The sequence below is a fragment of the Sphingopyxis sp. JAI108 genome (assembly GCF_013410105.1).
Lineage (GTDB): Bacteria > Pseudomonadota > Alphaproteobacteria > Sphingomonadales > Sphingomonadaceae > Sphingopyxis > Sphingopyxis chilensis.
The window spans coordinates 1,806,108-1,825,737 of sequence record NZ_JACCCJ010000001.1 but is presented as its reverse complement, the minus strand read 5'-3'; the positions used below and the strand labels follow the sequence as shown (position 1 = coordinate 1,825,737).

Here is a 19,630-nt window from a genome sequence, read left to right as displayed (position 1 = left end):
TTTCGCGCCGGTTTGCCATCACATTTGGGGGCATCGGCAACGGGTGGGGCGAACATGAAATCGCGAATGAAGTTCGGCAGTTTTCTGCGGGGAATCGTTTTTGGCACTCCCGCGCTTTTCGCGGTATGGGCGGCGCCGTCGCAGGCGCAAGACGCGGGCGGGCAGACCGTCATCACCGGCGCGCGCTACATCGACGTCCTGACCGGAAAGACCGCCGAGTTCCCCGCGATCTTCGTCGGCGCCGATGGCCGCATCACGGGTATCGCCGATGCGCGCACGGTGCGCTGGGGATCGAACGTCAAGCATATCGATCTTGGCGGCAAGACGCTGTTGCCGGGACTCATCGACATGCACGTCCATCTCGACGGCCCCGCCGACATCGGCGGCTATCGCGGGCTGGAGTTCACCGACAGCTTCTGGGGCATGACCGCCGTCAAGAATGCGAACGACATGCTCGGCGCGGGCTTCACCACCGTGCGCAACGTCGGGTCGGCCGATCGCAACGATATCGGGCTGAAACAGGCGATTGACGCCGGCTATGCGACGGGACCGCGAATCGTTCCGGCAGGCTATTCGCTCGGCGCGACTGGCGGGCATTGCGACAGCACTTTCCTGCCGCCGAGTATGGAGAAGAAGGACGGCAAGGAAGAGGGGATCGGCGATACGCCCGAGGAACTGCGCTACCAGGTCCGCCGCCAGCGCAAATATGGCGCCGAAGTGATCAAGGTCTGCGCGACCGGCGGGGTCTTCTCGCGCAACACCGAGCCCGGCCAGCTCCAGGTCTCCGAAAGGGAACTCGCCGCCATCGCCGACGAGGCGCACCAATGGGGCTTGCGCGTCGCCGCGCACGCGCATGGTGCGACCGGCATCCGCGCCGCGATCGCCGCGGGGATCGACACGATCGAGCATGCCAGCCTTGTCGACGACGAGGGCATCCGCATGGCGGTGGCGCGCAAGCAGCCGGTGTGGTTCTCGATGGACATCTACAACACCGAATATACGCAGGCCGAAGGCGCAAAGAATGGCGTGCTCGAGGATAATCTGCGCAAGGACCGCGAGATCGCCCAGATCCAGCGCGACAATTTTCGCAAAGCGGTGAAGGCGGGCGTGCGCATGGTGTTCGGCTCCGACGCGGGTGTCATGCCGCACGGACAGGTCGGCGGCCAGTTTCGCGTCATGGTCGAATATGGAATGACCCCGATGCAGGCGATCCAGGCCGCGACGAAAAACGCCGCCGAGGCGCTCGGCCGCGAACGGGACGTGGGCGCAATCGCGGTCGGCCGCTACGCCGACATTATCGCGGTCGACGGCGACCCGCTGGCCGATGTGGGCCAGCTCGAAAGCGTCGATGCGGTGGTGAAGGGCGGGGTGCTGGTGAAGGGCGAATGAAGTCCTACACCACCAGCCGGTCGACCAGCGCCTCGCGCATCTCGGGGGTGAAATTCAGCACGGCCTCGGCATAGGTCGGGATATCGCCATGATCGCGCCGCACCGTGGCGAGCGCGGCGTCGAGGTAGGCGGGGTTCACGGACATCAGCGCGCGGATCGCATCGTCGTGGATTTCGGCGCCGTAACGCGAACGGATATGCGCCGCGCCCTGCGCTATGCGTTCCTCGATCTTGCCAGCGGTGTTGGTGAGCAGATAATCGTGCATCAAATCGTCTTCATGGACCCCGAGCAGCCGGTGGACGATCGCGACGGCAAAGCCGGTCCGATCCTTGCCCGCGACGCAGTGGACGAGGCTCGGCGCGTCATATTCGGCGAGCGCCGCCAGATAGAGGCGCAGCGTCGCGACGAGTGCCGAGCGATAGGGCATTCCGGCATAGGTATCGATCATCCGCGCGCGCGCCGTCTCGACATCGATCGTCCCGCCCGCCGCCTGAAGGTGCGGCGCGAGGCCCGCGGTCACCCCGCCCGCGAACAGCACGCGCGCCGAGAAATTCTCGCTGCGGCGGCACGGGTGCATCTCGCGCTCGTCGTCGCCACGCAGATCGATCACCGTCTCGAGGCCCAAGGCGTCGAGCGCGACGAGATCCTCGTCGCTCGCGCCTTCATGGTGCGCCGAGCGCCACAGCGTCCCGTCGCGCAGGCGCCCGCCGCCCTCGACGGCATAACCGCCATAGTCGCGAAAATTGTGAATGCCGGACAGCGGCAGGACACGCTCGGCGAGCATGGTCATTCTCCTGTGAACACGGGGGGACGCTTTTCGACGAACGCGTTGATCGCCTCGCGGTTATCCGCGGTTTCGTGGACGATTGCCTGATAGGCTGCGCTCAATTCCAAAATATCGCTCATCCGGCTGTGCTGCGCCTCGCGGAGCAGGCGTTTGGTCAGGCGCAGCGCGCGCGGCGGATTGCAGACGATCCGCTCGGCAATGGCGATTGCACGGTCGAGCAGTTCCGCATCGGGCACGACGTCCGTGACCAGACCATATTCCTTTGCCTGGGCCGCGTCAAAGCGGTCGCCGGTCAGGAACAGCTCGGCGGCGCGGGGGTATCCGAGTATCTTCTGGAGCAGCCACGCCCCGCCATCGCCGGGGACGATGCCGACCTTGATGAAGCTGCAGGCAAATTTCGCGCTCTCGGCGGCGATGCGGATGTCGCAGGTGCACGCGAGGTCGGCGCCAAGACCGATGGCATGGCCGTTGACCGCCGCGATCATCGGCACCTCGCAATCCATCAGTGCGCGGATCACCGCCTGCACACCCTTGCGATAGTTCGACCGGGTGGAATCGGGCTGGTCGAGCACGCCGATTCCGGTTCGGTCCTGCATGCCTTTCAGGTTCCCGCCGGCGCTGAACGCCTTGCCGCTGCCGGTCAGGATGATCGCGCTGACGCCGCGGTCGGCGCCGAGGTCGCGCAGCGTGTCGATGATATCCTGGCAGTCTTCGTGGGTGCCGATCGCATTCATGCTCTCCGGCTTGATCATCGTCAGGATCGCGATCTTGCCCCGCCGTTCGACACGCAGAAATTCGCCCATTGTCCTCATATCCTTCATTGCGGCTGGCCATCCCGGTGCATAGCATGATTGGCAGCGGGTCGCTAAGCAAAGGGCCGCAGTACCGCGGCGCCTCAGCGCACCGCGCCTCCTTCGCGCAGCGCTGCGATCTTGTCCGCATCATAGCCAAGCCCTGCCAGCACCGCTTCGCCATCGGCGCCAACCGCGGGGGCCGGACGCGGCGTGTCGTTGACCGTCGCCGAATAGCGCGGGGCAGGGGCTGGCTGGACCGCGCCGCCCACCGTCAGGAAGGTCTCGCGCTCGACGTTGTGCGGATGCTGCGGTGCCTCGCTCAGCGACAGGATCGGCGCGAAGCAGACGTCGGTCATTTCCATGATTGCGCACCATTCGTCGCGCGTCTTCGTCCTGAACAGCGCGGTCAGCTTGTCCTTGAGCGCGCCCCATTTCGACGGGTCGAGTTGCGCGTCGAAATCGGGATCGTCGGTGAGTCCGGTCTTTTCGCGAAGCAAGGCATAGAATTGCGGTTCGATCGATCCGATCGAGATATATTTACCGTCGGCGCAAGCATAGCTGTCATAAAAATGCGCGGCGCCGTCGAGCATGTTGACGCCGGCTTCATCCTTGAGCCGGCCCGCGGCGAGGAAACCCCAGGTCATGCCTGCCAGCAGCGCCGAGCCGTCGGTCATCGCGCAGTCGATCACCTGCCCTTCGCCGGTGCGCGCGGCGTGAACGAGCGCGCTCGACATGCCGAAGGCGAGCATCATGCCGCCGCCGCCGAAGTCGCCGACATAATTGACCGGCGGGACCGGCTTCTCGCCCGCACGCCCGATGCCGTGGAGCACGCCCGACAGCGAGATATAGTTGATGTCGTGCCCCGCCGCCTGCGCATATGGGCCGAACTGGCCCCAGCCGGTCATGCGGCCATATACAAGCTTCGGATTGTCGGCGAGCAGCACGTCGGGGCCGAGGCCGAGCCGCTCCATCACGCCCGGGCGATAGCCCTCGATGATCCCGTCTGCGCTCTTGCAAAGCCCGCGCGCGATTTCGACAGCTTGCGGGTTCTTCATGTCGAGCGCGATCGAGGTGCGGTTGCGGCTTAACGGATCGCGCGGGTCCATGACGCCGCCGGGGCGATCAATGCGGATCACCTCGGCGCCATGGTCGGCGAGCATCATGCCGCAGAAAGGACCGGGACCGATGCCGGCAAATTCGATGATCCTGATACCTTGCAATGGTCCGGTCATGTTGCGCACTCCATAGAAATATACCCCGTCATTGCGAGGAGCGAAGCGACGCGGCAATCCAGCATGGACGTAAGCCGCTCTGGATTGCTTCGCTCCGTTCGCAATGACGAAGGTGGGATTAAATCCGTTCGATGATGATCGCGGGCGCCATGCCGCCGGCGGCGCACATGGTGACAAGGCCGTAGCGTCCGCCCGACCGTTCGAGTTCGTCGAGCGCCGTGCCGATCAGGATCGAGCCCGTCGCGCCGATCGGATGGCCAAGCGCCATCGCGCCGCCGTTGATGTTCACCTTCTCGCGGTCGAGATCGAGGTCGCGGATGAACTTCTCGGCGACCACGGAAAAGGCCTCGTTGATTTCCCAGACGTCGATGTCGTCCTTGGTCAGCCCGGCCTTTTCGAGAACCTTCTTCGCCGCCGGGACGGGCGCGTTGAGCATCAAGGTCGGATCGTCGCCGATATTGGCATAGGCGACGACGCGCGCGCGTGGCTTCAGCCCGTGCTTGTCGGCATATTCCTTCGAGGTCAGCAGGATCGCGGCGGCGCCGTCGACAACCCCCGACGAATTTCCGGCGTGGTGGAAATGCTGGATTTCGACGTCGGGATAGCGGCGGTTGACCTGCTTGCGGAAGGTGACGCCGCCGCCGAGGTCGAAATCGGCGAGTGCCGCGAAGCTGGGCTTGAGCGCCGCGAGCCCCTCTGCGGTGGTTTGCGGACGCGGGAATTCCTCATGGTCGAGCGCGACGCTGCCGTCGGGGTTGTGTACGGGCACCACCGACTTGGCGAAGCGGCCTTCCTTGATCGCGCGGTCGGCGCGCTGCTGGCTGACCAGCGCGAGCGCGTCGAGCGCCTCGCGGCTGATACCCTCGATCGTCGCGATCGCGTCGCCGCACACGCCCTGGTTCGATTGCGGGTGCAGTTCGTCGAGCGCCTCGTGCCCCGATCCCATCAGGCGCGGCGGCAAACCGGCGTTCGCCTGTTCGGCGGCAAAGGCGGTGGTATAGCTCATCATCTCGGTCCCGCCGGCGATGACGCAATCTTCCATGCCGCTCATCACGCTGGCGGCGGCGAAATTCACCGAGCTGATGCCGCCGCCGCAGAAGCGGTCGAGCGTCGTGCCCGATGCTTTGGTGTCGTAACCCGCCGAGAGCGCGGCCATGCGGCCGAGGTCGCCGCCCTGCTTGCCATTCTGGCTCGACGTCGACCAGACGATGTCGTCGACGGTCGCGGTGTCGAGATTATTGCGGTCGCGGATCGCGGCGAGCACCGTTGCGGCCAGATGCTGGGGGTGAAGGTGCGACAGCGCGCCCTTGCCGGGCTTGCCGATACCGCGCGGGGTGCGGACGGCGTCGATGATATAGGCTTCGCTCATGGGAAATTCCTTTCGATCGGGGAGTTAGCGGGGGGCCATGCGGATCGCGCCATCGAGGCGCACCGCCTGGCCGTTGAAATAGCTGTTGCGCACCATCTCCATCGCGAGGCTGGCATATTCCTCGGCCTTGCCGAGCCGCTTGGGGAAGGGAACCGAGGCTTCGAGGCTCTCCTTCACCTTCGGGTTCATGTTGCCGAGCAGCGGGGTGCCGAACACGCCGGGCATGATCGAATTGACGCGGATGCCGAGGTCCATCAGATCGCGCGCCATCGGCAGGACGAGGCCGTTCACGCCCGCCTTCGCCGAGCCGTAAATCACCTGCCCGATCTGTGCGTCCTGCGCCGCGACCGAAGCGGTGAAGATGATCGCGCCGCGTTCGCCGTCTTCCATCTCGGGAAGCGTCGCCATGCCTTCGGCGGCGATCGAGCCGACGCGGTAGCTGGCGGTCAATATGCCGGCGACGCCATAGGCATAATCCTCGGTCGGGGTACGGCGGAACTTGCCGCTTTCCTTATCATAGGCGAGCGTCTTGCCGCGGCGCGAGGTCATCGCGCAATGGACGCAGACGCGTTCCTGCCCGTGCGCCGCGCGCGCCTTGGCATAGCCGTCGAGCACGGATTGCTCGTCGGTGATGTCGACATGGACGAACAATCCGCCGATCGACGCCGCGACCTCTTCGCCGAGCGCGTCGTTGATGTCGAAGATGGCAACCTTCACGCCCGATGCAGCAAGCGCCTCCGCGGTCGCGCGGCCGAGGCCCGATGCACCGCCGGTCACGACGGCCGATATGCTGGAATCGATTTTCATGGGGGAGGCTCCTCAGGCGGGGATCTGGTTGAAGGGAATGCCCTTGTCGGGCCGATGGTCCTGCGGAAGGCCGAGGATGCGCTCGGCAATCGTATTGAGCAAAGTTTCGTCCGATCCGCCCGCGATGCGCCCCGTCGGCGCATTGATCCAGCTCGACGCCCAATCGTCCTTGGGCGAGGCATGTTCGTCGAACGGGAAAGCGCCGGTGCCCTGCAGATCGAGCGCAAGTTCGGAAAGCTTCTGGCGCGAACGGACGGCGACAAGCTTGTTCAGCGACCCTTCGGGACCCGGGGTCATTCCCGCCTGCATCATCAGCCGCGCGCGGCGGTTGATCGAATCCAGGCCGTTCCGCATCGCGTAGTTGCGCGCGATCTGCTGCCGGATACGGCCGTCGGCGATCGCTGGCTTGCCGTTGATCCGGGTGGCTTTCGCGAGGTCGACGAACAGGTCGAGATGCGGGCCGAAGCCGGCGCTGTCGGTAGCGACATAGCGTTCGATCATCAGTGTCGCCATCGCGACCGCGAAGCCGCCGCCCACGGGCGACATGCGATGATCGTCGCTGACCTTCACATCGTCGAAGAAGACCTCGTTCACATGGCTGTCGCCGCCCGCGAGCTTGATCGGGCGCACCGTGACGCCGGGCGCCTTCATATCGACCCAAAAATAGGTGAGCCCCTTGTGCTTCGCGACGGTCGGATCGGTCCGCACGACGATCACACCATAGTCGCTATATTGCGCCCAGCTCGTCCAGACCTTTTGCCCGTTGATCTTCCAGCCGTTTCCATCGGTTTCGGCGCGGGTGCGCAGGCCCGCAAGGTCGGTGCCCCCCGAGGGTTCGGAAAAGAGCTGGCACCAGATTTCCTCGCCCTTCAGCGCCTTGACGACGCGCTCCTTCACAAATTCCCGGTCGCTGCCGAACTGCATCAGAACGGGGACGGGCATACCGAGCGAGATGCCGAAATAGACGTTCGGAAAGCCGTGCTTCATCTCCTCGGCTTCGAAGGTGATCTTCTCGATATGGCCGAGGCCCTGGCCCCCGAGGTCGGTCGGCCAGTTGATGCCGGCATAGCCCGCGTCGAATTTCGCCTTCTGATAGCGGCGGCCGAGCGCGAGGTCGTCATCGACGCCAAGGCCTTTGCGCGCCGCCTTGCCGAACGCCGGCACCATCGTTTCGCACCATTCCGCAGCCTTGACGCGATAGGTTTCGAGATCGGTCATGCGCCTGCTCCTGCCAGCCGGTCGACGAGCAAATCCTCCCAAAAGATGCTGCTCCCCTGTTCGAGCGCGAGCGTGCGCGAGCGGCGCATATGAAGGTGCAGCCCGATCTCCCACGTCACGCCGATACCGCCGTGAATCTGGATGCAGTCGCGCGCCGCCGTGTCATAGGCCTCGGTCGTCGATAGGCGCGCGGCGGCCGCAGCAATGATGAAATCGTCCTGCTGCTCGCGCGCCGCGGCGTGGATGGCGTTGGCGCGCGCGAGTTCGACCAGGCCGTAGAGTTCTGCGATGCGATGCTTGATCGACTGGAACGCCCCGATCGGCTGGCCGAACGCCTTGCGCGTCAGCGCATAGTCGCGTGCGATTTCCATCAGCGCCTCCGCGCCGCCCGTCTGTTCATGCGCAGTCACGACGGCTTGCAATGCAAGGATGTGGAGGGCCGCAGCGCGGGCCGCGTCGCCGGCGACGAGGGTTTCGGCTGGCGTGCTGGCCAGAACCAGATCGGCAATGCAACGACTGTTGTCGAAGCTTTCGACCGCCCTTCTTTCGATTCCGGCAAGGTCGGCGATCGCGAGAGCAGGCAAGCCGCCTTCATCGGCGAAGAGGACCGCAACGTCGGCAAACAATCCGCCCGAAACGCCGACGGCGGTGCCGTTCGCCTTGCCGGCGCTCACTGTGACAGCGGCGCGCGCGGGAAGGGGGTCGGGACCCGACGCGAAGGCGACCGCGCCGATCGTCTCGCCGCTCGCGAGCCCAGGCAGCCAGCGCACCTTCTGCGCGTCGCTGCCATAAAGCTCGATTGCCTTGGCGGCGCCAAAGCTCGATGTCAGGAACGGCGCGCCACTTAGCGAGCGCCCAGCCTGATGCGCGATCAGGCCAAGCTCGACTAGTCCGAGCGCAAGCCCGCCATAGACCTCTGGAAGCGCGAGGGCGGTCCAGCCCTGCTCCTTCGCCGTCGTCCAGAAACCGTCATGATATTTGCCGCTGGTCTGGAGTAGCGGCAGCAGATCGTCCTTGCTGACCCGCGCTTCAAGCGCGCGCCGCGACTCGGTCGCGATCGCCTGCTGCCCTTCGTCGTACAAAATCGACATCGGCCCGTTCCTCTACCCTTATGGTTTCGGTCATCATCCGAACGTTAACGTAAACGTCAAGTGTTTTGACGCTGCGAGCCCATGGGCTCAACGGGCGACCCTGTCAGGCAAGCCCTGCCTTCCAGTCGCGCTTGATCTTCTTGGCGAGGCTCCATTTATGGACCTCGGTCGGGCCGTCGTAGATGCGGAAGGCGCGGACTTCGCGGAACACCTGTTCGACGATCGTCTTATCGGTGACCCCGGTGCCGCCCATTACCTGGACGCAGCGATCGGCGATGCGCATCAGCGCTTCGGACACCGCGACCTTCGCCATCGAGCTTTCGACTGTACCAAGCGATCCGGTGTCGAGGATGCCCGCGCACCAGTCGATCATCAGCTCGGCCTGTTTCAGGTCGATCATATTTTCGGCGAGCATGAAACCGACGCCCTCATGCTCGATCAGCGGCTTGCCGAAAGCCTCGCGGCGGTTGGCATAGTCGGTCGCGATCTCGTGCGCCCGGATGCACGCACCGAGCCAGCGCATGCAGTGCGACAGGCGGGCGGGGGAGAGGCGCACCTGTGCATAGCGGAAGCCTTCGCCGGCTTCGCCCAGCATCTGGTCGGCGGGGATGCGGAGATTGTCGATCGTCAGCGTTGCATGGCCGCCCGGCATCGAACTGTCGATCGTGTTCGGTACATCGTCGATCCGGATCGCGGGATCGGGCAGGTCGACGAGGAACATGCACGCGCCTTGCTCAGCCTTAGCCATGACGATGCCCACGCGCGCGCCCTGCGCGCCGGTGATGAAGGTCTTGCGGCCGTTGACGACCCAGTGATTGCCGTCGAGATGGCAGGTGGTTTTCATCATCGACGGGTCGGACCCCGCTCCGCCGTCCTCGGCGGGCTCGGTCATGAAGAAGGCCGAGCGGACGCGGCCCTCGACCATCGGCTTCAGGAAGCGTTCCTTGAGCTCCGGGCTGCCCTCCTTGCCGAGCAGGTACATATTGCCCTCGTCGGGCGCCATCGTGTTGCACGCGAGCGGGCCGAGCGGCGACAGGCCGCTCTTGATCAGCACCACCGCCGTCTCGCGCTGGTTCAAATGATCGCCGTCGCCGAGGATGTGCGGGGTCAGCACGCCCGCTGCGCGCGCATGTTCGCGCATTTCCATCACCAGTTCGTCGGTCGGTGCCCCATGATGGTCGCGGCGCGGGTCGCGCTCGTAGGGAACGACGATTTCGCGCACGAAGCTTTCGACCTTTGCGGCAATCGCCAGCGCCCGATCCGATATGCCTTCACGCGCCGCCATCCCGATTCCCTTCGTTGCCTAACTATTTCCCAAGTCAACCCGACGTTGACGTAAGCGTCAAGTTATTTCATGGATCGGCGCGAAGATGCCGTAAGGGCAGCACCGTCAAGGAGGGATCGAGAATGGCTTTCAAGACACGCATCACCGAAATGCTGGGTATCGAGCATCCGATCGTCCAGGGCGGGATGCAGAGCGTCGGCTATGCCGAACTCGCCGCCGCCGTGTCGAACGCCGGCGGTCTCGGCATTTTGACCGCGCTGACCCAGCCGACGCCGGCGGCGCTCAGCGCCGAGATCGAACGCTGCCGCGCGATGACAGACAAGCCTTTCGGCGTGAACATGACGGTCTTTCCGACGATCAACGCGCCCGATTACAAAGCCTATGCCCAAGCGATCATCGACGGCGGGGTCAAGATCGTCGAGACCGCGGGCACGCAGGCGGTGCGCGAGATATGGGAGATGCTGAAGCCGCATGGCGTCACGATCCTCCACAAATGCACCGCGGTGCGCCACGCCTTGTCGGCCGAACGCGCGGGCTGTGACATCATTTCTATCGACGGCTTTGAATGCGCGGGTCACCCCGGTGAGGACGATATTCCGGGCCTGATCCTGATCCCCGCGGCTGCCGACAAGGTGAAGATCCCGATGCTCGCCTCGGGCGGCTTCGGCGACGGTCGCGGATTGGTCGCGGCGCTGGCGCTCGGCGCCGAGGGCATCAACATGGGCACGCGCTTTTGCGCCACGGTCGAGGCGCCGATTCACGACAATGTGAAACAGGCGTATATCGACAATGACGAACGCGGCAGCTTCCTGATCTTCCGCAGCCTCAAGAACACCGCGCGCGTCGGCAAGAGCGCGGTGAGCGAAGAGGTGGTGCGCCGCCTCGCGGTGCCCGACGCCACCTTCGCCGATGTCGCGGAGCTGGTAAACGGCAAGGCGGGGCGCGAACTGCTAGAGACCGGCGACCTCAGCAAAGGGGTGTTCTGGGCCGGGATGGTGCAGGGATTGATCCACGATATCCCGACTTGCCAGCAATTGATCGACCGGATCATCGCCGAAGCCGACGCGATCGTCGATCAGCGGCTGGCATCGATGCGCGCCTAATTCGTCCGGCGTGCTGGCGCGTCGCGAAGGCTTTCGATATGATCCGATTCTTCGCAACTTGATCATATCGGAGCCCGCCGGCGTCAATGCCCGCCGGCGCGGCAAGGGGGATATTTGAGCCTCATCGAATATAAGGGTTTCGGCGGCGTTCCCCTGTTTGCCGATATGCTGGGCGACGAAAATGATCCCGCCGTGCTGCTCATACCCGATGTCGGGCAGGGCCGTGCCGCGTGGCGCGACGTCGCCGATGCGCTGGTGCTTTCGGGGCGGCGCGTCGTCAATCTCGATCTACGCGAAGCAAGCGAAGCAGACGGACTTGATCCGCATATCGAGGATATGCGCGCGGTGCTCGCGCAAATGGGTTCGCGCCCCGTTGTCGTGACCGCCGGGCGCGGGGGATGGATAGCGACGCGCGCGCTGGCGCTCGATGGCGCCCTTCTGGCCGCCGGGTTGGTGCTGGTCGACATGCCGGTCGACGAAGAAGCGATCGCGAACGACGTGCCCGCTCGATTGGCCATCCCCGCACTCGTCGTTCGCGGCGGTTTTGCACCCGCGCAGGGCAGCGCGGTCAGCGATGCGTTCAACGCCGCGCTGATCATGGGCGAGAGCGCCGACATAAACGAATGCGACCTGGAGCTCGCGTCCGACCGCAACGAAGCACTCCTCGGACAGCTTCTCGAATTCCTCGAACGGCGCCAGCCGCGCGAGGCGATGGAGTTCAAGGCGGGATCGGACCCGCGCACACTGCGCGACGCGATGGGCTGCTTTGCGACCGGCATCACGATCGTCACCGCGCTCGACGACGCCGGGACGCCCGTCGGCCTGACCGCGAACAGCTTCACCTCGGTTTCGCTCGATCCGCCACTATTGCTTGTGTGTATTGCCAACACGGCCGGAACCGCGCCGGCGCTCCGCGACGCGGCGCATTTCGGTGTCAACGTGCTCCAGATCGGCCAGCAACCGACGTCGAACCGCTTCGCCGCCAAGGGCGAGGATCGCTTCGCCAACCAGCCATGGGCGCCGGGGCAAACGGGCGTGCCATTACTCGGTGGCTCGCTCGTGTCGTTCGAGTGCCAGCGCGAATCGCTGCACGAGGCGGGCGATCATTTCATCCTTGTAGGCCGCGTCGTCCGCGCGCAGTTCGAGCCGCACCGCGATCCGCTGCTCTATTTTCGCGGAAAATATCGCCGGCTGCATTTTGCATGATGGCGGACAGGGTGGGATTCGAACCCACGGTGAGCTTGCACCCACGGCGGTTTTCAAGACCGCTGCCTTAAACCACTCGGCCACCTGTCCTTGCGCCGCCGCCATAGCGCGCGGGCGCCCGGCGGCAAGCGAAACCTTGCCCGCTCGACCCATCGCGCGAATGACTCGCCTCGTCCCGCCGCGACCTAGCCAAGCCGCTCGCATCTGTGCGACACACGCCCTATGGGTGGGGACATGATGCAAGCTATACGTTTCGGAACCGGACGCCTTTTCGGGATCGCCGCCGCCTTCCTGTCGGCATGGATGCTCACCGCTTCGGCGCCGCTTCACGCGCAGAGCGGCGATGCCGGATTCGATACTTATGTCCAGTCGCTATGGCCCAAGGCGCAGGCGCGCGGCGTCTCGCGCACCACTTTCGATCGCGTCACGGCGGGGCTGCTCTACAATGCGCGCGTCGTTGCGCTCGACCGCGACAATCTGGGCAGCCCGCCGAACCCGAACACCCCGATCCCCGCCTTCGCGCCCTATAGGGTAAAGCATGTCGATGCGGCGCGCATCGGCGGCGGGCGCCGCGTCCACGACCGGTTGCTTCCGCTATTATCTCGTATCGAGCAGCGCACCGGCGTGCCGACGAGCATCATGATCGCCATCTATGGTCACGAGACCGCCTATGGCCAGGTAACGGGTAATTTCGACCTGCCCGAAGCACTCGCGACGCTCGCCTATGAAGGGCGCCGGCGCAGCCTTTTCGAACCCGAGTTGATCGCGACGATGGTCATGGTCGAGCGCGGCGTGCCGCGCAGCGCGCTGAAAGGCAGCTGGGCCGGCGCCTTTGGCTATCCCCAATTCCTGCCGTCGGTCTATTTGCGCGTCGCCGAAGACGGCGACGGCGACGGCGTCGCCCGTATCTGGTCGAGCGAAGCCGACGCGATCGAATCGATCGGCTCATACCTCCGCAATGCCGGCTGGCGCGCGGGGCAGCCGTGGGGGGTCGCCGTCACCGTCCCCGCGAGTTTCAACCGTGGCGCGGTCGCCAATCGGCTGACACCGACGCGTTGCCCGCGCGTCTTTGACCGTCACAGCCGCTGGCGTTCGATCGCCGAATGGCGTGCGGCGGGGATTCAACCGGTCAGCGGACGCTGGCCCGACGGCAATGTGCAGGCGACTTTGCTCGAACCCGACGGCCCTGGCCGGACCGCCTATTTGCTGACCGGTAACTATCGTGCGATACTGGACTATAATTGTTCCAATTTTTACGCATTGTCTGTGGGGTTGCTGGCGGATGAAATCGATCGTTAGGGGCGGGGGCCTGATGGCCGGGGCGGCGCTGATGCTGTCCGGTTGCGGTAGTTTAGGCGGTGCGCGCGACAGCGGGCCGACGACGAAGCCGGTGCCTGCGACGGCGGAAACCGGGGTGGTCGATGTGCCGGTCACGATCGGCGATCCCTACAAGATTGCCGACGCGACCTATACGCCGACCGACGTCGCCGACTATGACGAGGTCGGTTATGCGGGTTGGTATGGCGATGATCTCGCCGGAAAGCCGACCGCGAACGGTGAGACCTTCGATCCTGCCGGCATCAGCGCGGCGCACAAGACGCTGCCGCTGCCGAGCTATGTCGAGGTGACGGCGCTCGATACCGGACGGACGATCCTTGTCCGCGTCAACGACCGTGGCCCGATGGTCACCGACCGACTGATCGACCTGTCGCGGGGCGCGGCGGAACAGCTCGGTGTGGTTGATGGCGTCACCGCTGTCCGCGTACGCCGCACCAACCCGCCAGTGGCCGAGCGCGCGCAGCTTCGTGCCGGCAAGCCCGTCCGCGAAAGGATCGCCACACCCCAGTCGCTGTTGGCGATCCTTCGCGCCAAGGCGAAGGAATTGCCGGTACCGAAAACGGCGTCGGCGCCCGCCAGTCCGGCGATCGTATCGGCGACCGGCAAGCCCGGCAAAGACCGCTTCATCGTCGAAGGTCCCGGAACGAAAATGCCCGCGCCCAAGGCCGAGCCCGCAAAACCGGCGCAGACCGCCAAGCCCGGGACCGCGGCGGCAAAACCTGCGGTCACCGCTACCGGCAATTATTTCGTACAGGTAGGCGCCTTCAGCACCGAAAGCCGCGCCAATACCGCTGCGAAATCGGTCAGCGGGCATGTCACCAAAGCCGGCAACCTGTGGCGCGTGCGGATGGGCCCGTTCGCGAGCGACGCCGAGGCCCGCGGCGCGCTTGGCACGGCGAAAGCGAAGGGCTTCGGCGATGCCATGGTCCGACGTAGCCGCTGACCGGATATGAGCAATCCAATCCTGCTCCGCCGAACCGCTGCGATTCTCTTGTCGGGCTTGGCGTTGGGTCTTTCGAATCCGGCGACATCGGCGGGCAAGGCGCAAGCGAAAAGCACGCCGGCCGCGCACGCACCTTATACGACCGAAGCGCCCATCGTGATGCTCAAGGATCTCGATTCGGGCCGGATTCTCTTCTCGCGTGGAGCCGACAAGCGCTTCGCCCCGGCGTCGATGGCCAAGGTGATGACCGCATATGTCGTACTCGACCTGATCGAAAAGGGTGAATTATCGCGCGACAAGCTCTTTACCGTCGAGGATGCGACGTGGAAGATGTGGAGCGCGCGCAGCCGCAGTTCCACCATGTTCCTGCGGGCGGGCGAAAAGGTGTCGGTCGACAACCTCCTCAAGGGATTGATCACCGTTTCGGGGAATGATGCGGCATCGGTTCTCGCCGTTGGCATCGATGGCAGCGAGACCGCTTTCGTCAAGCGAATAAATGACATGGCGGCCAAGATTGGCATGAAGTCGAGTCGATTCGGTACCGCAAGCGGCTGGCCCGACGGCGGCGTCACCAAGGTCAGCGCGGGCGATCTTGTCCTCCTTGCCGACCGGCTGATCCGCGATCATCCGGGCGCTTATGGCCGCTATTTTTCGATCCCGAAGTTCCGGCACGGGATATCGCCCGACGGCAAGCCGATCGTCCAGCCGAACCGCAACCCCATTCTAGGCCGCTTTGCAGGCGCGGACGGGCTCAAAACGGGGCATACGTCGGAAGCCGGCTATTGCTTTCTTGGCTCGGCGAAGCGCGATGGTCGCCGCCTGGTCATGGTCGTAGCCGGCATGCCCAGCGAAAAGGCGCGCCGCGAAGAGGCGGAACGGCTCATGAATTGGGGCTTTGCTCACCTCGATCTGCCGATTGCGACGCAAGACCGGCGCAGCGGTACGTCGAAAGGCCGGGCAGACGCTACCGCGGCGAGATGACAAAGGCGACCTGCCGGGTTACGGCCGGTCCATGCACGATGCGCTTTCCATGTTCATCTTTCACGGGCTAACGACGTGACACCCGGCCGCTTCATTACGCTGGAAGGCGGCGAGGGCGTCGGCAAGTCGACGCAAATCCGTTCGGTCGCCGCGGCTCTGGAGGCATGCGGCATCGAGGCCGTCGCAACGCGTGAGCCGGGCGGCAGCGCCGGCGCCGAGGCGATCCGGTCGCTGTTGATGGAAGGCAGCGACGACCGCTGGAACGCACGAAGCGAAGCCCTGCTTTTCGCCGCCGCGCGCGCCGATCATGTCGCGCGCACGATCCGGCCGGCGTTGTCGCGCGGCGCCTGGGTGCTAAGCGACCGTTTCGTCGATTCGAGCCGGGCCTATCAGGGCGGCGGGGGCGGGATAACCGATGCCGACCTTCTTGCGCTGCACGGCTTTGGTTCGGAAGGATTGATGCCCCACCGCACATTTCTGCTCACCGTCAGCCCCGATGAGGCGGCGCGGCGACTTGCGGAGCGGGGGGGTAACGATCGCATGGGTAACAAACCGCTCGACTATCAGGCGCGCCTCACCGCGCGCTTTGTCGAAATGGCCCAGGCTGAAACTGATCGCTGGCGGATCATCGACGCCGACCGGGCCGCCGAAGAGGTGACCGCGGCAATCCTCGCGGACCTCGCGGAATGGCTACCATGATCGGCCATCAGGAGGCCGAAAAGGCGTTCCTCGAAGCGTGGCAGGGCGGGCGCGTCCATCACGCGTGGCTGTTGGCGGGGCCGCAGGGCATGGGGAAGGGAGCTTTTGCCGAGCGGATTGCGCGCTTTCTCGTCACCCACGGGCGCAGCGGCGAAGGCAAGGCGCCTCCTCTTCTCGATGATCGTGGCGACGATGCCGCCGCACGCCTGGTCGATGCCGGCAATCACCCCGAAATCCTGCGTCTCGCGCGCCAGCCAAAGGACAAGGCAAAGGAGCTCGCGCGAAACATCACGATCGAACAGGTCCGGCAAATGATCCGCCGCCTGCATCTGTCGCTGTCGCTCGGCGAGTGGCGCGTGATCATCGTCGATGCGGTCGACGACCTCGAAACCGATGGGGCGAATGCGCTGCTCAAGACGCTTGAAGAGCCGCCTGCGAAGACCCTCTTCCTGCTCGTCAGCCACTCACCGGGACGCCTGTTACCGACGATCCGCTCGCGATGCAGAGCCTTGCGTTTTCAACCTGCTGCTCGTGACGTCATGACATCGTGGCTGCACGATCTGCGTCCGATGATCGAGATGGAGGAGGTGCGCGCGATCGTTGCCGCGTCGGGCGGGGTTCCCGGCAAGGCGCTTGCACTCATCGACAGCGACGTGGCGGTCATGGAGAAAAAATTGCTGGCGATCGCGGCGGGCGGCGATCCTGAGAACAGGCTGCGCGAAGCCCTCGCTCGCGAGGTCAGCGGCACCAGCAATCGCGCCCGCCTCGAACTGGTGATCGATATCGTGCCGGGCCTGCTCTCGCGCATCGCGCGCGAGCGCCCCGTCGACCAGATTGCGTCGGTTCTCGCGCAGTGGGATCGCGTCCAACGCACGGTTCGCGACGCAATCCGCGGATCCTATGACGGCGCGATGGTTGGCTTCGAAATCGGTAACTGCCTCGCAGAACTGGCGCCGCGACAGGATAAGGCGACACGCTGACGCTTTCCCTTGCGCGCGCCAGCCGCTAAGGCGCGCGCATGTCCGAAAATAACGAACCTTTCTACATCACCACCGCGATCAGCTACCCCAATGGTCGTCCGCATATCGGCCATGCCTATGAAGCGATCGCCACCGATGTCATGGCGCGTTTCCAGCGCGCGCGGGGCCGCGATGTTCGGCTGATTACCGGCACCGACGAGCATGGGCTTAAAATGTTCCAGACCGCGCGAGACCAGGGCCGCGCAACGATTGACCTTGCCGACGAAATGTCGGGATATTTCCGTGAGATGTATGCCAAGCTGAATATCAGCTATGACAATTTCATGCGCACGTCCGACGCGGCGCACCACGCGGCGTCGCAGGCGATCTGGAAAGCGATGGAGGCCAACGGCGATCTTTATCTCGATCGCTACGAAGGCTGGTACTCGGTTCGCGACGAGGCCTTTTACGATGAAAGCGAACTGAGCGACGGGGAAGGGGGCACCCGCCTTTCTCCGCAGGGGACGCCGGTCGAGTGGACCGTCGAGGAAAGCTGGTTCTTTCGCCTGTCGAATTATCAGGACAGGCTGCTCGCGCTCTACCAGGAGCAGCCCGATTTCATCCGCCCCGAAAGCCGGCGGAACGAGGTGCTGCGCTTCGTCGAAGGCGGGCTCAAGGATCTCAGCGTTTCGCGCACCAGCTTCGATTGGGGCGTGCCGGTGCCGGGCTCGCCGGGGCACGTTATGTATGTCTGGGTCGACGCGCTGACGACCTATCTTTCGGGACTGGGATACCCCGATCCGACCAGCGATTTCGGGAAGTTCTGGCCCGCGAATATCCATATGATCGGCAAGGATATCGTCCGTTTTCATACGGTTTACTGGCCGGCCTTCCTGATGAGCGCCAACCTGCCGCTGCCAAAGCAGGTGTTCGGACACGGTTTCCTGCTCAATCGCGGAGAGAAGATGTCGAAGTCGCTCGGTAACGTCGTCGATCCGATGGCGCTCGCTGACCGGTTCGGCGTCGATGCGCTGCGCTATTATCTGCTCCGCGAAGTCAGCTTCGGCCAGGACGGCAGCTATTCGGCCGAAGCGATTGTGCGCACCGCCAACGCCGACCTCGCGAACAGCTTCGGGAACCTGGCACAACGCAGCCTATCCATGATTTTCAAGAATCTGGATGGCAAACTTTCGGACGACTATGCGCCTTCCGAAGATGATATTGACCTGTTGACCGACCTCGCCGACATGGCTGCGGTCCGCCTCCCGCGCGAATTCGACCAGCTCGCATTCTCGGTTGGAATCGAAGACTGGATCCGCGCCGTTTTCGCCTGCAACCAATATGTCGACACACAGGCGCCATGGGCGCTGCGCAAGACAGATCCCGACCGCATGCGCGCCGTGTTAATGACGCTTTTCCAGGCCGTGCGCACGCTCGCGATCGCGATCCGCCCGGTTGTGCCCACGGCGGCCGACAAGCTGCTCGACCAGATGGGCATCGCCGAGGACGAGCGCGATTTCGCGGCGTTGGCCGATACCGGCTGGTTCGCGAAGCTTGTCGCGAGCGGTTTCGCGGTCGGTCAACCTGTACCGATCTTCCCCCGTCTCGAATTGCCTGAGGGAGAAGGGGAAGGAGAGGCGTAATGCTCGTCGATTCGCATTGCCACCTCAATTACAAGGGCCTCGCCGAACAGCAGAACGAGGTGCTGGCGCGCGCGCGGACAAGGGGCGTTACCGCGATGCTCAACATCGCGACGCGCGAAAGCGAATGGGACGATGTGCTCGCAGCCGCCGAGGCGAACGACGATGTGTGGGCGAGCGTCGGTATTCATCCCCACGACGCCGACCATCACCCCGATGTCGATACCGCGAAGCTGGTCGAACGCGCCGCGCATCCGCGTGTGATCGGGATCGGCGAGACGGGGCTCGACTATTATTACGACAAGAGCGACCGCCTGCGCCAGCAGGACAGTTTCGGCCGTCACATTCACGCGTCGCAGGAGACCGGCCTGCCGATCATCGTCCATACGCGCGATGCCGAAGCCGACACGCTGGCGCTGCTCGGCGAGGAGATGGCGCGCGCGGCCTTCACCGGCGTGATCCACTGCTTCACCGCGAGCGACGATTTCGCGCGCAAGGCGCTCGACCTCGGCCTCTTTATCTCAATTTCGGGGATCGTGACCTTCAAGAATGCCGCGGACCTTCAGGCGACCGCCAAATGGCTGCCGCGGGACCGGCTGCTGATCGAAACCGACTCGCCCTTCCTTGCGCCTGTCCCGCATCGCGGCAAGACCGGCGAACCCGCCTTCGTTGCCGACACGCTGGCATTCCTCGCCGACCTCCGCCGCGAAGACACGGACACCCTCGCCGCAGCCACGAGCGCCAATTTCTACGCGCTTTTCAACAAGGCGGCGCCATGACGTCAAAGCA

The 19,630-nt window shown here is 64.7% G+C and carries 18 protein-coding genes and 1 tRNA gene; 10 read left to right on the top strand and 9 right to left on the bottom strand.

The genetic code is table 11. The features are described 5' to 3' along the window. Nucleotides 1-54: 54 nt before the first annotated feature. Nucleotides 55-1,389, top strand: coding sequence for an amidohydrolase family protein (locus tag HDC29_RS08870; protein WP_179496279.1), 1,335 nt, complete (start codon nt 55-57; stop codon nt 1,387-1,389). A gap of 4 nt (nt 1,390-1,393) precedes the next feature. On the opposite strand, the gene HDC29_RS08865 is transcribed toward HDC29_RS08870, so the two are convergent. From HDC29_RS08865 to HDC29_RS08830, 8 genes are all read right to left on the bottom strand, one after another. Beyond that, the gene (locus HDC29_RS08865) at nt 1,394-2,173 is read right to left on the bottom strand and encodes a tyrosine-protein phosphatase (RefSeq protein WP_179496277.1); all 780 of its coding nucleotides are present in this window, start codon (nt 2,171-2,173) and stop codon (nt 1,394-1,396) included. A gap of 2 nt (nt 2,174-2,175) precedes the next feature. Continuing rightward, nucleotides 2,176-2,979 (bottom strand): crotonase/enoyl-CoA hydratase family protein, encoded by an 804-nt coding sequence (locus HDC29_RS08860; RefSeq protein ID WP_179496275.1) that lies wholly within the window; start codon nt 2,977-2,979, stop codon nt 2,176-2,178. 92 nt (nt 2,980-3,071) lie between these two features. After that, nucleotides 3,072-4,202: a CaiB/BaiF CoA-transferase family protein gene (locus tag HDC29_RS08855; RefSeq protein WP_179496273.1), complete on the bottom strand. Its 1,131-nt coding sequence runs from the start codon at nt 4,200-4,202 to the stop codon at nt 3,072-3,074. Between the two features lie 118 nt (nt 4,203-4,320). Then, nucleotides 4,321-5,571, bottom strand: coding sequence for an acetyl-CoA C-acetyltransferase (locus HDC29_RS08850; RefSeq protein ID WP_179496271.1), 1,251 nt, complete (start codon nt 5,569-5,571; stop codon nt 4,321-4,323). Between the two features lie 24 nt (nt 5,572-5,595). Further along, a complete protein-coding gene (locus tag HDC29_RS08845) occupies nt 5,596-6,378 on the bottom strand; it encodes an SDR family NAD(P)-dependent oxidoreductase (protein WP_179496269.1) in 783 nt (260 codons plus the stop codon). 12 nt (nt 6,379-6,390) lie between these two features. Then, nucleotides 6,391-7,596, bottom strand: coding sequence for an acyl-CoA dehydrogenase family protein (locus tag HDC29_RS08840; protein WP_179496267.1), 1,206 nt, complete (start codon nt 7,594-7,596; stop codon nt 6,391-6,393). Beyond that, on the bottom strand, nt 7,593-8,687 hold the full coding sequence (locus HDC29_RS08835; RefSeq protein WP_179496265.1) for an acyl-CoA dehydrogenase family protein: 1,095 nt from the start codon (nt 8,685-8,687) through the stop codon (nt 7,593-7,595). The genes HDC29_RS08840 and HDC29_RS08835 overlap by 4 nt, the downstream gene beginning before the upstream one ends. Nucleotides 8,688-8,790: 103 nt before the next feature. Next, the gene (locus tag HDC29_RS08830; protein WP_179496263.1) at nt 8,791-9,972 is read right to left on the bottom strand and encodes an acyl-CoA dehydrogenase family protein; all 1,182 of its coding nucleotides are present in this window, start codon (nt 9,970-9,972) and stop codon (nt 8,791-8,793) included. Between the two features lie 122 nt (nt 9,973-10,094). Between HDC29_RS08830 and HDC29_RS08825 the strand changes: the two genes are divergently transcribed. Continuing rightward, nucleotides 10,095-11,075, top strand: a complete 981-nt coding sequence (locus HDC29_RS08825) for a nitronate monooxygenase family protein (protein WP_179496261.1) — start codon at nt 10,095-10,097, stop codon at nt 11,073-11,075. 114 nt (nt 11,076-11,189) lie between these two features. Further along, the gene (locus HDC29_RS08820; RefSeq protein WP_218844312.1) at nt 11,190-12,281 is read left to right on the top strand and encodes a flavin reductase family protein; all 1,092 of its coding nucleotides are present in this window, start codon (nt 11,190-11,192) and stop codon (nt 12,279-12,281) included. Here HDC29_RS08820 and HDC29_RS08815 read toward each other — a convergent pair. Further along, nucleotides 12,282-12,371, bottom strand: a tRNA-Ser gene (locus HDC29_RS08815). It lies immediately after the preceding gene. Nucleotides 12,372-12,515: 144 nt separating this feature from the next. On the opposite strand from HDC29_RS08815, the gene HDC29_RS08810 reads away from it, so the two are divergent. The 7 genes from HDC29_RS08810 (at nt 12,516) to HDC29_RS08780 (ending at nt 19,620) form a co-directional block, all read left to right on the top strand. Continuing rightward, a complete protein-coding gene (locus tag HDC29_RS08810) occupies nt 12,516-13,580 on the top strand; it encodes a lytic transglycosylase domain-containing protein (protein WP_373562777.1) in 1,065 nt (354 codons plus the stop codon). Beyond that, nucleotides 13,564-14,562, top strand: a complete 999-nt coding sequence (locus HDC29_RS08805; protein ID WP_179496259.1) for a septal ring lytic transglycosylase RlpA family protein — start codon at nt 13,564-13,566, stop codon at nt 14,560-14,562. Before HDC29_RS08810 ends, HDC29_RS08805 begins: the two co-directional genes overlap by 17 nt. 6 nt (nt 14,563-14,568) lie before the next feature. Then, the gene (locus HDC29_RS08800) at nt 14,569-15,543 is read left to right on the top strand and encodes a D-alanyl-D-alanine carboxypeptidase family protein (RefSeq protein WP_179496257.1); all 975 of its coding nucleotides are present in this window, start codon (nt 14,569-14,571) and stop codon (nt 15,541-15,543) included. Nucleotides 15,544-15,618: 75 nt separating this feature from the next. Further along, nucleotides 15,619-16,242: a dTMP kinase gene (tmk, locus tag HDC29_RS08795; protein ID WP_179496255.1), complete on the top strand. Its 624-nt coding sequence runs from the start codon at nt 15,619-15,621 to the stop codon at nt 16,240-16,242. Then, on the top strand, nt 16,230-17,222 hold the full coding sequence (locus HDC29_RS08790; RefSeq protein ID WP_179496253.1) for a DNA polymerase III subunit delta': 993 nt from the start codon (nt 16,230-16,232) through the stop codon (nt 17,220-17,222). The genes tmk and HDC29_RS08790 overlap by 13 nt, the downstream gene beginning before the upstream one ends. Nucleotides 17,223-17,260: 38 nt before the next feature. After that, nucleotides 17,261-18,844, top strand: a complete 1,584-nt coding sequence (gene metG / locus HDC29_RS08785; protein WP_179496251.1) for a methionine--tRNA ligase — start codon at nt 17,261-17,263, stop codon at nt 18,842-18,844. Beyond that, nucleotides 18,844-19,620, top strand: coding sequence for a TatD family hydrolase (locus HDC29_RS08780; RefSeq protein ID WP_179496249.1), 777 nt, complete (start codon nt 18,844-18,846; stop codon nt 19,618-19,620). Before metG ends, HDC29_RS08780 begins: the two co-directional genes overlap by 1 nt. The last annotated feature ends 10 nt before the right edge of the window (nt 19,621-19,630 follow it).